This is a genomic window from Sphingomonas palmae, assembly GCF_900109565.1.
Taxonomy (GTDB): Bacteria; Pseudomonadota; Alphaproteobacteria; order Sphingomonadales; family Sphingomonadaceae; genus Sphingomonas; species Sphingomonas palmae.
This window is the reverse complement of sequence record NZ_FNZZ01000002.1, coordinates 486742-502886: the sequence shown is the minus strand read 5'-3', so window position 1 is coordinate 502886 and position 16145 is coordinate 486742. Positions and strand designations below refer to the sequence as shown.

At 68.3% G+C, this 16145-nt stretch carries 10 protein-coding genes; 1 reads left to right on the top strand and 9 read right to left on the bottom strand.

The window, feature by feature from the left end; all coding sequences use genetic code 11:
• Window positions 1-67: 67 nt before the first annotated feature.
• From BMW51_RS06870 to BMW51_RS06840, 7 genes are all read right to left on the bottom strand, one after another.
• On the bottom strand, window positions 68-1654 hold the full coding sequence (locus tag BMW51_RS06870; protein WP_245708318.1) for an efflux transporter outer membrane subunit: 1587 nt from the start codon (window positions 1652-1654) through the stop codon (window positions 68-70).
• Complete coding sequence (locus BMW51_RS06865; RefSeq protein WP_093004710.1) at window positions 1651-3225, bottom strand: DHA2 family efflux MFS transporter permease subunit; 1575 nt, start codon at window positions 3223-3225, stop codon at window positions 1651-1653. The genes BMW51_RS06870 and BMW51_RS06865 overlap by 4 nt, the downstream gene beginning before the upstream one ends.
• Window positions 3226-3256: 31 nt before the next feature.
• Entirely contained in the window at window positions 3257-4567 is a 1311-nt protein-coding gene (locus tag BMW51_RS06860; protein ID WP_093004708.1) for an HlyD family secretion protein, read from the bottom strand.
• Window positions 4568-4691: 124 nt separating this feature from the next.
• Window positions 4692-6182, bottom strand: coding sequence for a tryptophan halogenase family protein (locus BMW51_RS06855; RefSeq protein ID WP_093004706.1), 1491 nt, complete (start codon window positions 6180-6182; stop codon window positions 4692-4694).
• Window positions 6179-7210, bottom strand: coding sequence for a cupin-like domain-containing protein (locus tag BMW51_RS06850; protein ID WP_093004704.1), 1032 nt, complete (start codon window positions 7208-7210; stop codon window positions 6179-6181). The genes BMW51_RS06855 and BMW51_RS06850 overlap by 4 nt, the downstream gene beginning before the upstream one ends.
• Entirely contained in the window at window positions 7203-7904 is a 702-nt protein-coding gene (locus BMW51_RS06845) for a SapC family protein (protein WP_093004702.1), read from the bottom strand. The genes BMW51_RS06850 and BMW51_RS06845 overlap by 8 nt, the downstream gene beginning before the upstream one ends.
• A gap of 58 nt (window positions 7905-7962) precedes the next feature.
• Complete coding sequence (locus BMW51_RS06840; RefSeq protein WP_245708315.1) at window positions 7963-11253, bottom strand: TonB-dependent receptor; 3291 nt, start codon at window positions 11251-11253, stop codon at window positions 7963-7965.
• A gap of 333 nt (window positions 11254-11586) precedes the next feature.
• Between BMW51_RS06840 and BMW51_RS06835 the strand changes: the two genes are divergently transcribed.
• Window positions 11587-12606, top strand: coding sequence for a LacI family DNA-binding transcriptional regulator (locus tag BMW51_RS06835; protein ID WP_093005135.1), 1020 nt, complete (start codon window positions 11587-11589; stop codon window positions 12604-12606).
• Here BMW51_RS06835 and BMW51_RS06830 read toward each other — a convergent pair.
• Together BMW51_RS06830 and BMW51_RS06825 are read right to left on the bottom strand one after the other, a co-directional pair.
• Entirely contained in the window at window positions 12569-13798 is a 1230-nt protein-coding gene (locus BMW51_RS06830) for an MFS transporter (protein ID WP_093004698.1), read from the bottom strand. The two genes, BMW51_RS06835 and BMW51_RS06830, sit on opposite strands and share 38 nt — an antisense overlap.
• Window positions 13788-16133 carry a hypothetical protein gene (locus BMW51_RS06825; protein WP_093005133.1) on the bottom strand — a complete coding sequence of 782 codons (2346 nt, stop codon included), beginning with the start codon at window positions 16131-16133 and terminating at the stop codon, window positions 13788-13790. Before BMW51_RS06825 ends, BMW51_RS06830 begins: the two co-directional genes overlap by 11 nt.
• Between the last annotated feature and the right edge of the window lie 12 nt (window positions 16134-16145).

The following is a 16145-nucleotide window of genomic DNA, read 5'->3' as shown; positions in this document are numbered from 1 at the left end:
GCATTTCTGCCGCCGATCCGTCCAGCCCTGCTAGCGGTGACCGGACCGGCAGCGGGCGCGAGAAACCCTATTCCTTCGACTTCGCCCGCGTGTACGCCGACACTGCATTGCCCGGTGCTGGCACGGTGAGCGGCAGGTCTTCCCAGCCGCCGCCGAGCGCCTTGTAGAGCGACAGCAGGTCGCGGCGCAGGTTGCCGTTGCTCTCCGCTACCTGATCTTCCGCCGACAGCACCGACTGCCGCGCCGCGAGCACGTCGCCGAAATCGGTCAGCCCGCTACGCCAGCGCGCCTCAACCGAGCCGACCGCGCGCCGCGCATCGGTCAGCCCGGCGATCAGCACCGTGCGCCGGTCCTGCTCGGTGCGGATGCGGATCAGTGCGTCCTCGGTGTCACGCAGCGCCATCAACACCGTACGACGGTACTGCGCATAGGCCTCGTCAGCGGCGGCCTGCCGAATCGCGACCTGTCCCTTGCGCCGCCCGAAATCGAGCACCGGGAAGGTCGCATTGGCCGCACCCGTCAGCTGCAAACTATCACCGGTGAACAGGTTGGACAGCGCGGTCGAGATCAGCTGCGCCATGCCGGTCAGGCTGAACTTCGGATAAAGGTCCGCGACCGCGACGCCGATGTCGGCGGTGGCGGCGGCGAGGTTGCGCTCGGCCGCGCGCACGTCGGGGCGGCGGCGCAGCAGCTCGCTCGGCAATCCCGGCGGCACCGCAGGCGGCACGGCCAGCGCCGGGCGCGGACGCGACAGCTCGACGATCAGTGCGTCGGGGGTCTGCCCGGTCAGCACCGCGATCGCGTGCATCTGCGCCTTGCCCTCCGCCACGATCGGCCCGAGCGCGGCCTGCGCGCTGGCGAGTTCGGCGCGCTGGCGCACGAAATCGCCCTCCGCGATCAACCCGGCACGGCTGGTGTCGGCCGCGATCTTCAGATTGCCTTCCTGTCGCGCGACCTCGTTCCGCGCGATCGCCTCACGCTCCTGCAGGCTACGCAGTTGCAGATAGGCGTCGGCGGTTTCCGCCACCAGCGACAGTTGCGCGTCGCGTGCGTTCCACACCGCCGCTTCCGTCCGCGCGCGCGATCCCTCGACCTGACGCGTCACGCCCCCGAACAGGTCGAGTTCCCAGCTGGCGTCGAAACCGGCCGAATAGGTCTGGATCGAGCTGCCGGGCGAGCTGATACCGCCGCCTGAGCCACCTGACCCGCCGCTGCCAGAACCGCCTCCACTCGCACCGCCGCCGGCACCGCCTCCCGAGCCACCGCCGAACAGGCTGGCGAGCGAGGCCAAGCCTGCGTTTTTGCTGAACCGCTGGTACGTCGTGCCCGCGGTCGCGTTGACCTGCGGCAGATAGGCGGCGCGGGCGATACGTTCCTGGGCGCGCGCCTGCTGGATGCGCGCCACCGCGACGGCGATGTCGGGGCTCTGCGCCAGCGCGGTAGCGACCAGCCGGTCGAGCTCGGGATCTTGGTACTGGTGCCACCACCCCGACAGCACCGGCGCGGGCTGCGTGTCGGTCACCGCCTCGCCGAAGCGGGCAGGGGTGCTCGCCTCGGGCGGACGATAGTTCGGGCCGACGGTGCACCCCGCCAGCGTCACGCCCGCCATCGCCGCCAGCAGCGCCGGCGCCCTCATCCTCGTTGCGCGCGTCACGCGGCGCCCTCCTTTGCCTTGCCCTGTCGCAGGAAGATCGCGAGCGGCGTCACCAGCAGCACGAAGATCATGAAGCCGTGAAACACGTCGATGTACGACAGCACCTGCGCCTGCTCGCGTACCTGCTGCATCAATGCCGACAATGTCGTCATGCTCTGGTCACCGCCCGTGCCGCCCACCGTGCGCGACAGCTGGTTGACACCCTCGACGTAGCTGGGATTGAGCGGGTTCAGCCCCTCGACGATGCGATCCTGGTGGTACTGCCCGCGCGAGATCAGGATCGCCTGTGCGACACCGATCCCGATGCTGCCGCCCAGGTTGCGCGCGACGTTGAGCAGCGCGGAGGCGTCGCTGGTCTGGTTCGGCTTCAACCCGACATAGGCGGCGGCGTTGATCGGCACGAACAGGAACGGCAGTCCGACCGCGGAGATCAGTCGCGCGGTGGAGGCTTGTCCGAACGTCAGCTCGCTGTTCCAGCCCGACATGTACCAGAGCGATGCCGCCTGCAGCAGCAGCGCGGGCATCAGCAGGAACCGCGTGTCGACCTTCCCCGTTAGCGTGCCGACCACCGGCATCGCGACCAGCGTCGCGATGCCGCCGACCGTCAAGGCGAGGCCGGCGTTCGTCGCGTTATAGTTGAACACCTCCTGCAGCATCTGCGGGATCAGCGTGGTGGTGCCGAACAGCACTGCCCCGGTCGTCGTCATGAACAGCAAGGTGATCGCGAAATTGCGATTGGCGAGCAGCTTCAGGTTGACGATCGGATCCTTGCGCGCGAGCTCCCACCAGACAAGGAAGCCTAGCGAAACGGCGACCGTCACCGCAAGGCCGAGGATGAAGGTGCTCTCCAGCCACGCGTCGCGCTCGCCGCGATCGAGGATAAGCTCGAGCCCGCCCAGCCCCAAAACGACGAGCGCGAAGCCGATATAATCGACCCGCAGGCCGCGCCGCAGCCGCTGGCGGCGTTCCTTCTGCAGTATCTCGGGCTCGATCACGAACGTGTTGACCAGTAGCAGCGAGATGATGCCGATTGGCACGTTGATCAGGAAGATCCAGTGCCACGATATATTGTCGGTGATAAATCCGCCGAGTGTCGGACCGAGCACAGGTCCGCAGACGACCACGACGCCGTAAGCGGCGAACGCAGCGCCGCGCTTCTCCGGCGGGAAGCTGTCGGCGAGGAAGCTCTGCTCGGATGGCGCCAGCCCGCCGCCGCCGATCCCCTGCAGAATGCGCGCGAAAATCAGGAACGACAGGTTGGGCGCGAACCCGCACATCAGCGACGACAGCGTGAACAGCGCCACCGACATCATGTAGTAGCGCTTGCGCCCGATCACGTCGGACAACCAGCCCGAGATCGGGATCACGATCGCGTTGGAGACGAGGTAGCTCGTCAGCACCCAGGTCGCCTCGTCGCGGCTGGCGGCGAGCCCGCCTGCGATATGATCGAGGCTGACGTTCGCGATCGAGGTGTCGAGCACCTCCATGAAGGTGGCGAGACTGATGACGCCGACGATCAGCCACGGGTTGCGATCTCCGGCGGCCGAGCGTTCGTTGCTCCATCCACTCATCGCGCAGGCGTGTCCTGCACCGACCCGCGGATCACGGGCGAACGGTCACGCGCGGCACGACCGACATGCCCGGCCCGATCGCGTAATGTTGCCAGTCGTTGTTGTTGAAGCGGATGCGGACCGGCACACGCTGCACGACCTTCACGTAATTGCCCGTCGCGTTCTGCGGCGGCAGCAGCGCGAACGCCTGCCCCGCCCCGCGCTGGATCGATTCGACGTGACCGGCGAAATCGCGGCCGGGAAAGGCGTCGATCTCGATCCGAACCGGCAAGCCTGCGCGCATCAGCGTCAGCTGCGTTTCCTTGAAATTGGCGGTGACCCACAGGTCGTCGGGGACGATCGCCATTAACTGCTGCCCCGGCGCGACGTAGCTGCCCAGATTGACCGAGCGGTTGACCACCTGTCCGCTGATCGGTGCGCGGATGACCAGGTGGCGCACCGATACGTCACTCTGCGCCACGCGCGCCTGCGCCGCGCGGCGTTGCGCCTGCGCGGCCTGAACCCGCTTGCGCGCGGTCAGCACGTCGGCCTCGGCCGATCCGATCTGCTGGCGCGCGGCGCGGACCTGCGCCTGTGCGCTTTGAGCCTGCGCCAGCGCCTGGTCGATCTGCGTCGGCGCGGCGGCGAGCGGGTCGAGCCGGCGCAACGTCGCATAGCGCTGGTAATCGTCGGTCGCGCGGCGCGCCTCCGCCAGCGGCACCGCCGCCTGCGCGCGCGCCTGCCGCACGCCGGCGAGCGCGGCGAGGACGCCGGCCTCGGCCTGTTTGATCTGTGCGTCGGCCTCCGAAATCCCTGCAACCGCCTCGGCGCGGGTCGCCTGCGCGGTGCCGGGTTCGATCACCGCGAGCAGCTGCCCCGCCCTGACATGCCGATTGTCGAGCGGCGCGACGAGGGTCAGCTGGCCGTTCTCCTGCGCGGCGATGCGGACAATATGCGCGTCGATGAAGGCGTCGTCGGTCGATTCGAATCGGCGCGCGTGGAGCCAGTAGAGCACGCCACCGATGATGAGCACCGCCGCGACGATCGCGACCACGATCCAGAAGATCGGACGTTTGTAGAGCGGCGGCTTGCCGTCGTCCTCGTCTTCATCGTCGTCGCTGTCGTCATCATCGTCGGAGGATTCGTCGTCGTCGGATGAATCATCATCCGACTGCTCGTCGTCGTCCTTCTTCTTGCTGTCCTCGTCCGCGTCCGGATCGTGCTTCTTCTGATCGCCGTCGTCACCGCCGTCCTTCTTCGACACTTTGTCCGACCGATCCTCGTGCGTCTGCCCGCCGCGCTGCTCGTCCTTGCCTTCGTTCGTCGCGCCGCCGTTGGCCGCGTCGTTGTCGTCCCCGCTCAAGCAAGCCCCCTGGATGCGCGCCAACAAGCCTGCACGACGGGATGACGGGCAGAACCTGATCTGTGTTGGTCGCTGAACGCTCGTGTGTCGCGGACGTTCCTCCCCTGTAACGTTCCATTGCGGATCAGGCGGGGCAGTAATGCTGCAGGAAGCGCGCGTGTGTCGGCAGCATCTGCACGGTCGCCGCGATCAAGCGGGTGAGGTCGCTGAGCGACCCCTTCAACGCCTCTGCGCCGAGCAGGCTGGCGACGCGGTGGTGCGCGGTCGGCGTAATCCCCTGGCCCAGCATCACCGCGATCCAAGAGTCGATCCGGAACAGATCGTCCTGTCCCTGCCAAGCGCCCGCACTTTCGGTGAACAGCGCGATCCGCTCCGCCAGCGTGTCGGGAATGTTCATCGCGCGCCGCTCGCGCCAGAACGGCGTATCGTCGCGCTCGGTCACGACATAGTGCAGGATGATGAAGTCGCGCACGTGCTCCCACTCGTGTCGCGACTGCGCGTTGAAGCGCGCAGCGAGCGCGCTCCGGTCGTCGCCGCGGAAGGGGAACAGCTGGATCAGCCGGGTCGCCGCGTTCATGATCAGATGGATGCTGGTCGATTCCAGCGGCTCGATGAACCCGCCGGCGAGGCCGAGCGCGACGCAGTTACGGTTCCAGCTGCGGCGGCGCATACCCGCGGTGAAGCGCAGTGGGCGCGGCTCGAACAAGGGCGCACCGTCCAGCCCGGCGAGCAGCGTCGCGCGCGCCTCGTCGTCGCTCATGTGGGCGCTCGAATAAACGATTCCGTTGCCGACGCGCGATTGCAGCGGGATCTGCCAGCGCCAGCCCGCCCCATGCGCGACCGCGCGGGTGTACGGAACCGGCGCGCGCACCGTCTCCGTCTGTACCGCCAGCGCGCGATCGGTCGCGAGCCACTCGCTCCAGTCGTCGTACCCGGTTTTCAGCGCACCTTCGATCAGCAGCGCGCGAAAGCCGGTGCAGTCGATGAACAGGTCGCCCTCGATCCTCGTGCCGGACGCCAGCACCAGCGCGTCGATGTCGCCGTTCTCGCCCAACTCGACCCGCTCGATCCGTCCCTCGACGCGGGTCGCGCCCGCGCCCTCCGCCACGCCGCGCAGGAAGCGCGCATAATCGGTTGCGTTCAGGTGATAGGCGTAGGCGAGCGACCCTTGCGCATCGAGCCCGAACCGTCCCGCCGCCGCGGCCTGCTGCTCGAGCGAATAGTCGCCGTACCCGCCAGCAATGCCGTGCGCGCGCGCCTGGAGCCAGAAATGCTGGAAGTCGGCGATCGCGACCGACCGGCCGACTTGTCCGAACGGGTGGAAATAGGCGTCGCCTTGCCGGCGCCAGTTCTCGAACGAGATGCCGAGTTTGAACGTCGCCTGCGTTTCGCGCATGAACGCAGCCTCATCGACGCCGATGAAGGCGTGAAAGCCGCGCGCAGTCGGAATGGTCGACTCGCCGACGCCCACGGTGCCGATCTCGTCCGATTCAACCAGCGTCAACTCGATCAGCTTGCCCAGCTGTCGTGTGAGCGCGGCGGCGGCGATCCACCCCGCGGTGCCGCCGCCCGCGATGACGACGCGGGTGGGCTTCGGCTTGTCGGTGTCGGTCATCGGTTCAATCGTCCAAGCAGATAGGCGCGCAGCTGCCGCGCCATGCCTTCGTTGATCGGCGCGAGCGGACCGCGCGCGCCCTCAGGTAGGTGCGCCGCGACGCTTTCCGCGTCACCGAAGACGTAATGGTCGAAGATCGCGCGCCATGCCGCTTTCTCCTGCGCCGGACGGTCGCGCAGCGAGAGAAAGGCGTGGAGCATCGTGTCCATCGGCGTGTCCATGAACGCAGGCGCGGCGTTCCACCAGTAATTCACCAGCACGTTGAACGCGTCCATCGCCTCGACATGGTGCCACCAGAGCGCCGGGTAGACGAGCACGTCGCCCGGGTTCAGCTCCGCCACCTGGCCCGCCGCGAGCGCGTCGGCGAAGCGCGGATAACGCGCCAGGTCGGGTGCGGCGAAATCGACCATGCTGACGACCTGCCCGCCCGGCGTCGGCGCGAGCGGGCCGGGGTAGAGGTTGGCGACCTGCGCGGGCGGGAACAGGGTAAAGCGCCGGTGTCCGACCGCACAGACTGCGGCGTTGTTCGACTGGTCGTAATGCGCCGAGGCGATCGTGCGATTGCCGATCCAGATGCTGGCGAGCGGGGGGTGATGCGCGAAGGTGTCGCCTTCGGTCGCCAGCTCGTTCTCGCGACGGAAGCCGGGTAGATAGGTGTCGAGGTCGGTCGAGCCGAGGTACAGCGATGACGCGTCCGTGCCAGAATCGGCGAGCACGCCGTCGAGCAATGCGCCGAGCGTCATCTGTTCGGCCGCAAAGTTCATCGCGGTGGCAGTGTCGTCGTAATGAAACCGACCGCGGATCTCTGGCGCGCCGACATAGCCGGTCACGCGGTGCCCGGCGTCGAAGCGTCGCAGATAGTCGGCCGCCTGTTCCGCCGACGCGAGCCCCGCCTGTACCAGCGGCCACTCGGCGGCGTACCCGCGCAGGATCACGGGCTCGTTCAACGCGATCAGCGCAGCCGGATCGAGGCGATCGCGCGCCACGACCTCGCGCACGGCGCGCGTCACGCGCGGCGTGTCAGCCATGCAGCTCCGCCCTGAGCTTGCGGTCGATCAGATGCCGTACGTTGCCGAGCGAGGAGGCGATCCATACCGCGGCGCGCAGGTGATCGGCCCGGTGCAGTCGTGCCAGCGCGTCGCCGCCGAGCGCCGCGAGCCGCTCTGCATCGACGGTCCAGTGATCGGGCAGATTATAGCGACGCCCTTCGCCGACTTCGAGCTGCAGCGTCGCTGGGGTCAGCAGCCCCGCGTCGGACAGCGCGGCGTAGAGCGCCTGTTCGTCCTGCAGCCCGGTGTAGATACGCTGCAGCATCGCCGACACGTGGTCGAGCAGGGCTGCGTTGCCACCATGTTCGCGAAATACAGGCGCTCCATTCGCGTCGATGCGCGGATGATCGTCCTCGACGTGGATCATCGGCTCGCCGTCGGCGTCGACACCGATCGAGAAGGGGCCGCGCGCGCGCGTCGCGGGCACGTAACGCGCATCCCACTGCTCGCCAGACAGGAACAGGTTCTCGTCCGCGTCGAGCCCGAGCAGCACGACGGCCAGGAATTGCCCGGCATCGTCGCGGCGCAGCAGAATCGCATACTCGCGCTGCGCTTCCTCGAACTCGGCCGGGAACACGCGGGTCTGGTTGATCGCGTCGCCGTAGCGCGCGTGGTGACCGACCGCGACGCGAAGGTCGCGGTGGTCGACGTTGTTGAGCAGGACGGCAGGCATGGGTGCTTCCTACCCTAACAAGGCCGCCTGCGTCAGCGGCCTTGTCGGGTCTGTCAGGTCAGAAGCGGTAGCGCGCGCCGACCAGGTACCGCGCGGAGCCTTCCGCCAGGTACCAGACGTTGCTCTTGTCGCGCCCGTAGGTGCGAACGCCCTCCTCGGTCAGGTTGATCGCCTCGAAGCCGAGCGAGAAGCGCGGCGTCAGGTCGAAGTTCATCGACAGGTCGAGCTGGCCGTACGGTGCCACGAACACCGGGTTGCGATCGTTGCCGCCGCGGTTGATGTCGGCCAGGAACTTCGCGCGCCAGTTGTACGACAGGCGGATCGAGGTTCCGTTCTTGTCGTAGATCAGCGTGCCGTTCGCGGTGTCGGACAGGCCGACCAGCGCGAAGGTGTTGGCGGTCGGCGGTGCCGCCACGTCGATCCCGACGTTGCCGCGCACCAGCGTGTAGCTCGCCGCGATGCCGAAACCGGTGTTGCCGAGGAAGTACTGGCCCGCAAACTCACCGCCGTAGATGTGCGCGTCGCGGTTGTTGATCGGCGTGTTGACCGCGAAGTTGAACAGCGGGTCCTGCGCGTTCGCGGTGATGTCGTACTGGCCCAGCACCTGGTCGACGAAGCCCTGGTTCAGCGACCGCGTGTTAGCGTTGTAATTGGCCGCGAACTGCGCATTGGTGTTCGCGATGTTGCCGTTATTGGCCTGCAACAGCGCGGTATAGGTGAACAGGTTCACGTCGGTGATGTCGGCGCGGAACGTGTTCGCCAGCTGGTCGCGCGCGGTGCCCGAACGCGTGCCCGCCGCACCCGAGGTCGGGTCGCGCAGGCCGAACAGGTTGCGGTTGACCACCGTGTTGCCGATGAAGTCGTGCACGCGCTTGTCGAAGAAGCCTGCCGACAGGAACACGTCCTTGCGCGGATACCATTCGAGCGACACGTCGATGTTGTCCGACGACAGCGGCAGCAGGTTGGTGTTGTTGGCGCTGCCAGTCGCGACGCCGCCGATCGCGGTTGGGCGGCCCGGCGCACCAACGCCGGTCGTGGCGAACAGGTTGCCGTACGGCGCGCGCGCAATCGTCTTGCTGTAGGACGCGCGGGCGATCAGGTTGTCGATCACCTCGATCTTCGCGTCGACCGCCGGCAGCCAGTTGTCGTAGCTGCCGCGATCGGAGACCGCCTGCTGGTCGGTCGAGTAGCTGATGCGGAAATCGTTGTCCGAGGTCCAGATGATCGCCTGCGGCACCACCTGCAGCGAGGTCGCGCGCACCTTCGTGTTCTCATAGCGGACACCCGCGACGACGTTGGCGTTGCGCCCGAACACCTGGCCGCTCCACGAACCTTGGATGTAGCCCGCCCAGATGCTCTCGCGAACGCGGTTGTCGTTGTTCGCCTCGATGTTGTTGGTGTGGTTCACCCCGTCGTTGGTGATCCCGCTGTAATAGTTGAACAGCGTATTGTAGAGCTTGGTCGCGTCTTCGGTGCGGAAGGCGACGAGCGAGCTGCCGGTCACGCCGGGATTGTTGTTCTCGAACTTGCACACGCTGCAGAACTGGAACACCTGACCCGGCGCCAGACGCTGGATGTCGGGCGGCAGCGAGTTGCCCCAGTCGCCCAGCGTCTGGTTGGTGTTGAACTGCGTCTGGCGCGTCTTGGTCTGGCGATAGTCGCCACCCGCGTCGATGCGGAATTGGTCATTCAGCTCCCACCCGGCGTCGGCGCGCAGCTCCTTTATCCTTTGCGTCTGCGTCGACGCGAACTGGCGCTGCACCGCGCTCGACAGGTCGCCCGCGTCGATCACGCCGTTGTTGTTGCCCTTGATGAAGGGAACGCCCGCCGGCGTCACGCTCGCGACACCGTCGTTGATCGTGATCGACTGCGTCGGGAAACCCTTGTCGCTGAGCGTCAGCGACTGCGCGGCGACGACCGGCGCGTTGAACGCGACGGTGGTCGAGGTCTGGCCGTTCGGGTTGTCGGGCAGGCTGTCCGCCTTGCCGATGTGACCGTCAATCGCAAATGAGAAGCGGTCGGTCGGCTTCCACTCGATGTTGCCGCCAAAGTCGTACAGCTTGTTCTTCTGCGCGCGATACGCCTGCTCGAACGCGGCGTCCTTCACGCCGTTGATCGTCTCGGCGAGGAAGGTCGTGGTGGCGACGCCGTTGCTCGCGTCGTCGAAGGTCACTTCGCTGAACGGGCGGTTGAACCAGTTCGACTGGGTCGACCGGCGCTCGGACTGCTTCAGCTGCGCGTACAGGCCGTCGGCGGTGAAGGTCAGCGTGTCGGTCGGGCGGAATTGCAGGATCGCTTGACCGTTGATGCGCTCACGGCTCGCCTCGGAGAAGTGGTAGCGCGAGTCGTTCGGCACCGACACCAGCGGGTTGCCGGTCGGGCGGTTGTTGATCTTGGTCGCCGCGTTGACGAAGCCATTCGAGGGATTGAGGAAGTCGCTCAATGAGCGGATGTTCCAGTTGTCGGGTGCGACGCTCGGGAAGCTGAAATTGCGCTTCTGGTAGCTGCCGAACAGCGACACGCCGAACCGCTGGTTGGGGTCGGACCACGATGCGGTGCCCGACACTTCGGGGGTCACGCGCGCGCCGCAGTCGAGGCAGTCGGACGAGCTGTTGTCGTAGCTGCCCTTCGCGCCGATCGAGCCGAGGAAGCCCGAGTCCCGGCTGTCGAGCGGACGGCGGCTGACGACGTTGATCGTCGCGCCGATGCCGCCCGAGGGGATCGCGGCGCGGCCGGTCTTGTAGACCTCCAGCGTCTTCACGCCTTCGGACGCCAGGTTGGAGAAGTCGAACGAGCGCCCGAAGCCGCCCGCGCCGTCGCCGCCCTGGTCGCCGCCGACCGCGACGATGTTCGAGGTCGCGAGCTGGCGACCGTTCAGCGTGACGAGGTTGTACTGCGCGCCAAAACCGCGAACGGTGACGGTCGAGCCTTCGCCGTTGCGACGGTCGATCGACACGCCGGTGATGCGCTGGAGCGATTCAGCCAGGTTGGTGTTGGCGAACTTGCCGATGTCCTCGGCGCTGATCGCGTCGACGACGCCGTTCGAATCGCGCTTGATCGCGATCGAGCGTTCGAGCGAGGCGCGAACGCCGGTGACGACGATGTCGCCGTCGGCGGGCTGGCTGTCGGGAACCGGGTTGCTCGCGCTGGTCGGCGCGCCGATGTTCGAGGCCGGGGTGGTGTCGGCCTGCGGCGTGCCCTGCTGCGGATCGGCCGGCGCGGCGGGGTTCGTCGCCTGCGCATCGGTCGTGGTCTGCGCGTTCGCGGCGCTGGCCATCATCAGGCCGGCGGCGAGGCCGATCATCGAGGTTGAGCGCACAAGTGCGCACGACAGCTTCATCGCTTTCATCATCCTTCCCCTTTGAACCCGGCGGCCGTCCCTCAGCCGTCAACCCGGGCGCAATCTTCTGTTACGTACTGCCTCGCGTCGTATCGAAGCCGACATCGATGTCAACATACGACCATGCGCCAGCTTGTTTTGTGCGCGAATGTGACAAGAATGCACACCTATGCGCCCGGCCTGACGGAGCATTGTCCGGCGCACCGCCGCAGCGACCGCTTGACCTGACCGTCACTTTGTCCGACATCGATGTCAACGAGCGTAGGGCAGCTGATGCGCGACCGAATCGGACGCGGCACAGGCGACACCAACGGCGTTCGTTCCGTCGTTGAGCTGCCAGTCATGAAGCCGATCACGATCAAGGATGTCGCCGAGCGCGCGGGCGTGTCGCCCAAGACGGTGTCGCGCGTCATCAACGGCGAGGCGCACGTTCGCCCGGAGATCCGCGAGAGCGTCGCGCGCGTCGTCGCGGAGATGAACTACCGCCCCAACGCCTTCGCGCGCGGGCTGTCGAGCTCGCGCGCGTTCCTGGTCGGGTTGTTCTTCGACGATCCGGCCTCTGGCTATGCCGCGACGATCCAGCGCGGCGCGATCGAGCAGGCACGCGCGCTCGGCCAACACATCGTCATCGAGGCGATCACCTTTAAACGCTCCGACTGGCGCGAACGGCTGGTCGACAGCCTTCACGCGCTGCGACTGGGCGGGGCGATCCTCACCTCGCCGATCTGCGACCGCGCCGACCTACTCGACATCTTCGAGCAGCACGACGTCCCCGTGGTGCGGATTGCACCGGGCGCCGAGCTCGACCGCACGCCGCAAGTGCGGATGGACGACCGCGACGCGGCGCGCGTCGTGACCGAGCATCTGTTGGCGCTCGGCCACCGCGACATTGCCTTCGTGCGCGGCAATCCCACGCATAGCGCAACCGAGCGGCGCTGGCAGGGGTTTGCCGACGCGATGAGCGCGGCCGGGCTGACGCCGCCGCCAGAGCGGATCGTGCAGGGAGACTTTCGCTTCCGCTCAGGCTTCGACGTGGCGGAGGCGTTGTTCGACCGCGGCTCGCGGCCGAGCGCGGTGTTCGCCAGCAACGACGAAATGGCGCTGGGCGTCATGGTCGCGGCGATGAGCCGGCAGATCGCGGTGCCGCGTGCCGTGTCGATCGTCGGGTTCGACGACGCCGAGATCGCGCGGATGGCGTGGCCGCAACTGACAACGATCCGCCAACCCAATCACGCGATGGGCGCGCAGGCGGTCGACCTCGTGATTCAGCAACAGGCGGCGGGCGGCGCGGGCAATCCTTGCCGCATCCTCCCCTACGAACTCGTCATCCGCGGCAGCTCGGCTCCCTACGCCGCCACGTGAATGCGCCCAATAACATAGGCAGCAGCGTCGGCAGCAATGTAACGGCGAGGGGTAGTGTAGCGAACAGCGCGAACAGCGTGGTGAAATCGTCCGTGGTGACCGACAGCGCCAGCAAGGGTGCGACGACCTGCGGCAGCGTGTTGGCGAGGTTGAGGACGCCCAGGTTGCGCCCGGGTCCGGCACCGGCCGGCAGCAGCAACATCGCGTGTCCGGTGTTGAGCGCCTGAAAGACCGAGACGCCGCTCGCGAACGCGACGTAGCACATCCCTGCCGCCTGCCATCCACCGGACAGCACCATGCCGAGGAGTCCGGTGCAGGCGATCAGCGCGCTGGCGGCGAGGAAGCGCTCGCGTTTTCCGACCCGGTCCGACCATCGGCCGAGCATCAGGGCGAGCGGCACCGGCACCAGCGTCGCGACGACGAGCAACTGCGCGACGATCGCGGCCGCATCTCCGCTTTGCCCGATCGCGCGGGCGAGAAAGAAGAAGAGGTACAGGCTGACCCCGCTGTTGGCGATCTGCACCAGCAGCCGAGTCGTCCACGCAACCGCGAGCGCGCGGCGCACGGGCAGCGGCTCCGCCTCCGCCGACGTGACGGTCGCAACGATTGGCGCAGCGTGCAGCAACAGCGGCGCGACGCAGACCGCCATCATGGCGGCAACGAGGGAGAGCCGCGCGCCCTCGTGGCTCGCGAGCGCAACCACCAGCGCCGATGCCGCCGCGGCGAGCGGTGCGCCGATCGTCAGCAGTGCGGCGGCAGTGTTCTTCTGCGCGGCAGGAACTTCCTCGGCGATCAGCGCCGACACCTGCGCCAGCAGCGCGTTGACCGCGACCTGGAACGCCACCATTGCCACGACGATCGCGGCGCCACTCCGCGCACTCGCGATCCCCACGAACGACGCCGCGGTCGCGATCAGTCCGGCGAACATCCACCCGCGCCGCCCGCCGCCGCGCGCAACCGATCGGTCGCCGAGCCAGCCAAACGCGATGTTGGCGAACCCCGCCGTGAGCGCCCCCGCGACGCTGCACCAGACCAGCAATGTGTAACGATCGTTGGGTGCGAATGCCTGCAGCTTGATTGGTAGGAGCAGCGTGAGCAGCGGGGTGTAGCCGATGACGCCGCCGGTCGAGGCCGCCGCGTAGCGCAGCAGGCCGAGGGTGCCGAGAGGTCTGCCGCTCGCCTCAGCGTGCATCGGGGAGATCGATCACCGCAGTCGCATCCGGCGCGTCGCGCAGCACCAGCGTGGCAGTCGGCGCGCGCGTCACGGTGATCGTCGCGCCGGTGAAACCATCGGGCACGTCGGTCCCGCCGGCCGAGCGCAGCAGGAACAGCGCGCTGCCCGCGATCGTGCAGGTCGCGCCCGCCCCCGGACCGGCACACGACACGCCGGTCAGCGTCGGCAATCGCACCAGCGTGCCGAGCGAGCGCCAATCGCCCGCCACCTCGCCCTGCACGACGCGGTAGCGAAGTGGCCCATGCGCGCCCACGCCAAGCGCGGCGGGATCGAGCGACGCGACGGCGACGCGGTCGTCCTGCAATTGCACCGGCAGCCGGGTCGCGCCGCCGTCCGCCGCGACCTCGATCACGTCGCCGTTGCGAAAGGTCGTGCCCGCGTCAGCGCGGAGCGAGAAGGTGAGGCGGGCGTCCGACGCGATCACCGTGTCATCGCGGAGGCGGGTCGGCACTGCGCGCGGTCGAAGGGGGGTGCTCGATCGGCTGAGCAATGTCGCGCCCGGCCGCGGCGGTGCGACCTTGACGGCGACCGCGACGCTTCGTCCATCGCTCAGCGTCGCGGTCGCCGCTGGCGTCTGTCCGGCGGTGAACGCCGCCGCCGGTGCCGCCAGCTCCAGCCGGTCGCTCGTCCCCGATCGGGTCAGCGCACCGGAAAGGAACACCGTGTCACCGACCGCCAGGCTCGCGACCTGATCGAGCCGGGCTCCCGTCATCACGCCCGCTGCGTCGCCGGCGTGCAGCGTGAAACCATCGATCCGGCTCGCCTCGGCATAGCCGCGCAGCCGCAGTCGCTGCGGCTCGGTGCTGCCGTAACGCTCGATCTCCAGCGTCAGCATGCCGGGCTTCACGTCACCGAGCGGTACCTTCAGCCGCAGTGTGTCGCCCGCCACCTCGAACGGCACCGCACGGTCCAGCCCCTCACGGGTCACGCGGATCGCCGACACGCATGCCGCCGCGCCGCCGGTCAGCGTCAGCGGCGCGTCGCGCCCGACCACGAGCGTCGCGTCACCCGCGCTCCACGCCGCAGCGCTGGGTGAGACCAGCTTGAACGTAGGACCCTCGAACGGAGCGAAGCCCCAGGCGCCGTGCAGCTGCGCGCGCAACGCCGCGTCGGGCACCAGCGCGCTCCGGTCCCCGACCACGAAGCCGCCGCGGGCGGCGTCGGCGCTGATCGGCACGTCGACGCTGCCCGCGCGGGTCGCCACGCGCAGCCGCATGTCACGCGCGTAATCGGTCGAGAAGACGAGCGGCGCCCCGCTCACCGGTAGCACCAGGTCGGGGCGGTCGAGGCACAGCGGACCGGTCGTGCCCGCCTCCAGCGGCGGACGCGCGGGTGGCGCCACCGTCGGCAGTGCGGCGACGAGCACCGACTGCGGCTTGCGGAACGACGGCACCGTGTTGAGCAGCAGGTCGGTGCGCGCACCCTGCTGCACGTTCAGCGCCGGGATGAATTGCAGCTGCGCCGACTGAAACGCGCCCAGCATCCGCGCCAGATCGCGGAACACGCCGATATAGGCGCTGTAGTAACCGTAACCCGCCTGCGGCGTGGCGGCGAGTTGCAGCGCGATGTTGGCGGGCGCGCCCGCGAGCGTCTGCGCGATCGAGCTGGTTTGCCCGTCCGCCAGCACCGCCGCGCTCTGTCCCGGGGTCAGGCAGGCAGCGCGCGGGTCCTCGCCCGGTTGCAGGCACGCGGGGTCGAGCTTCACCGCCAGGCTCTTCGCCAGCACGGGCGACAGGCGCGCGACCTCGTCGGCGGACTTCCCGCGCAGGTGCGCAACGAAGCTCTCGAGCCGGGTACGATCGAGCATCGCCTGGTTGAGGTCCTGCGACGCACGCACGAACGCGCCGGGGCGCTGGCGCACGGCGGAGCGGACCGCGGCGAACGCGCCACCCGTATCGGGTACGAGGAAGACCAGCGCCTGTTGCGCGCCCGCGGGCACGCCCACGTCGATCACCGCGTCCTTCGGCTTCCACGTCCGCGCTTCGCTGAGCCACTCCTCGGGCGGCGGGTTGGTCGCGCCGCGCAGAAAGGCGAGCACCATGCGGTAGTGCGCGCCCTGATCGCTCGGCAGCACCGCCGCGATCCGCAGCCGGTCGCCCGCACTCAGGTTGGGCACTTGCGAGAGCGGCAGCGTGCGCTCGCCCGCCTCGCCGCGGTGCGTCACGCTGACCTGCAATGCCGGGCCGGTCAGGTCGAAGGCGTTACCCTGCGCACGAGCGAAGTTTGTGCCGAAGAGCAGCGCGAGCGCAGCAGCGGCAGTTGCGACACGAAAGCGGGGAGGGAAGGGTGCCACCTGCACGCTTTA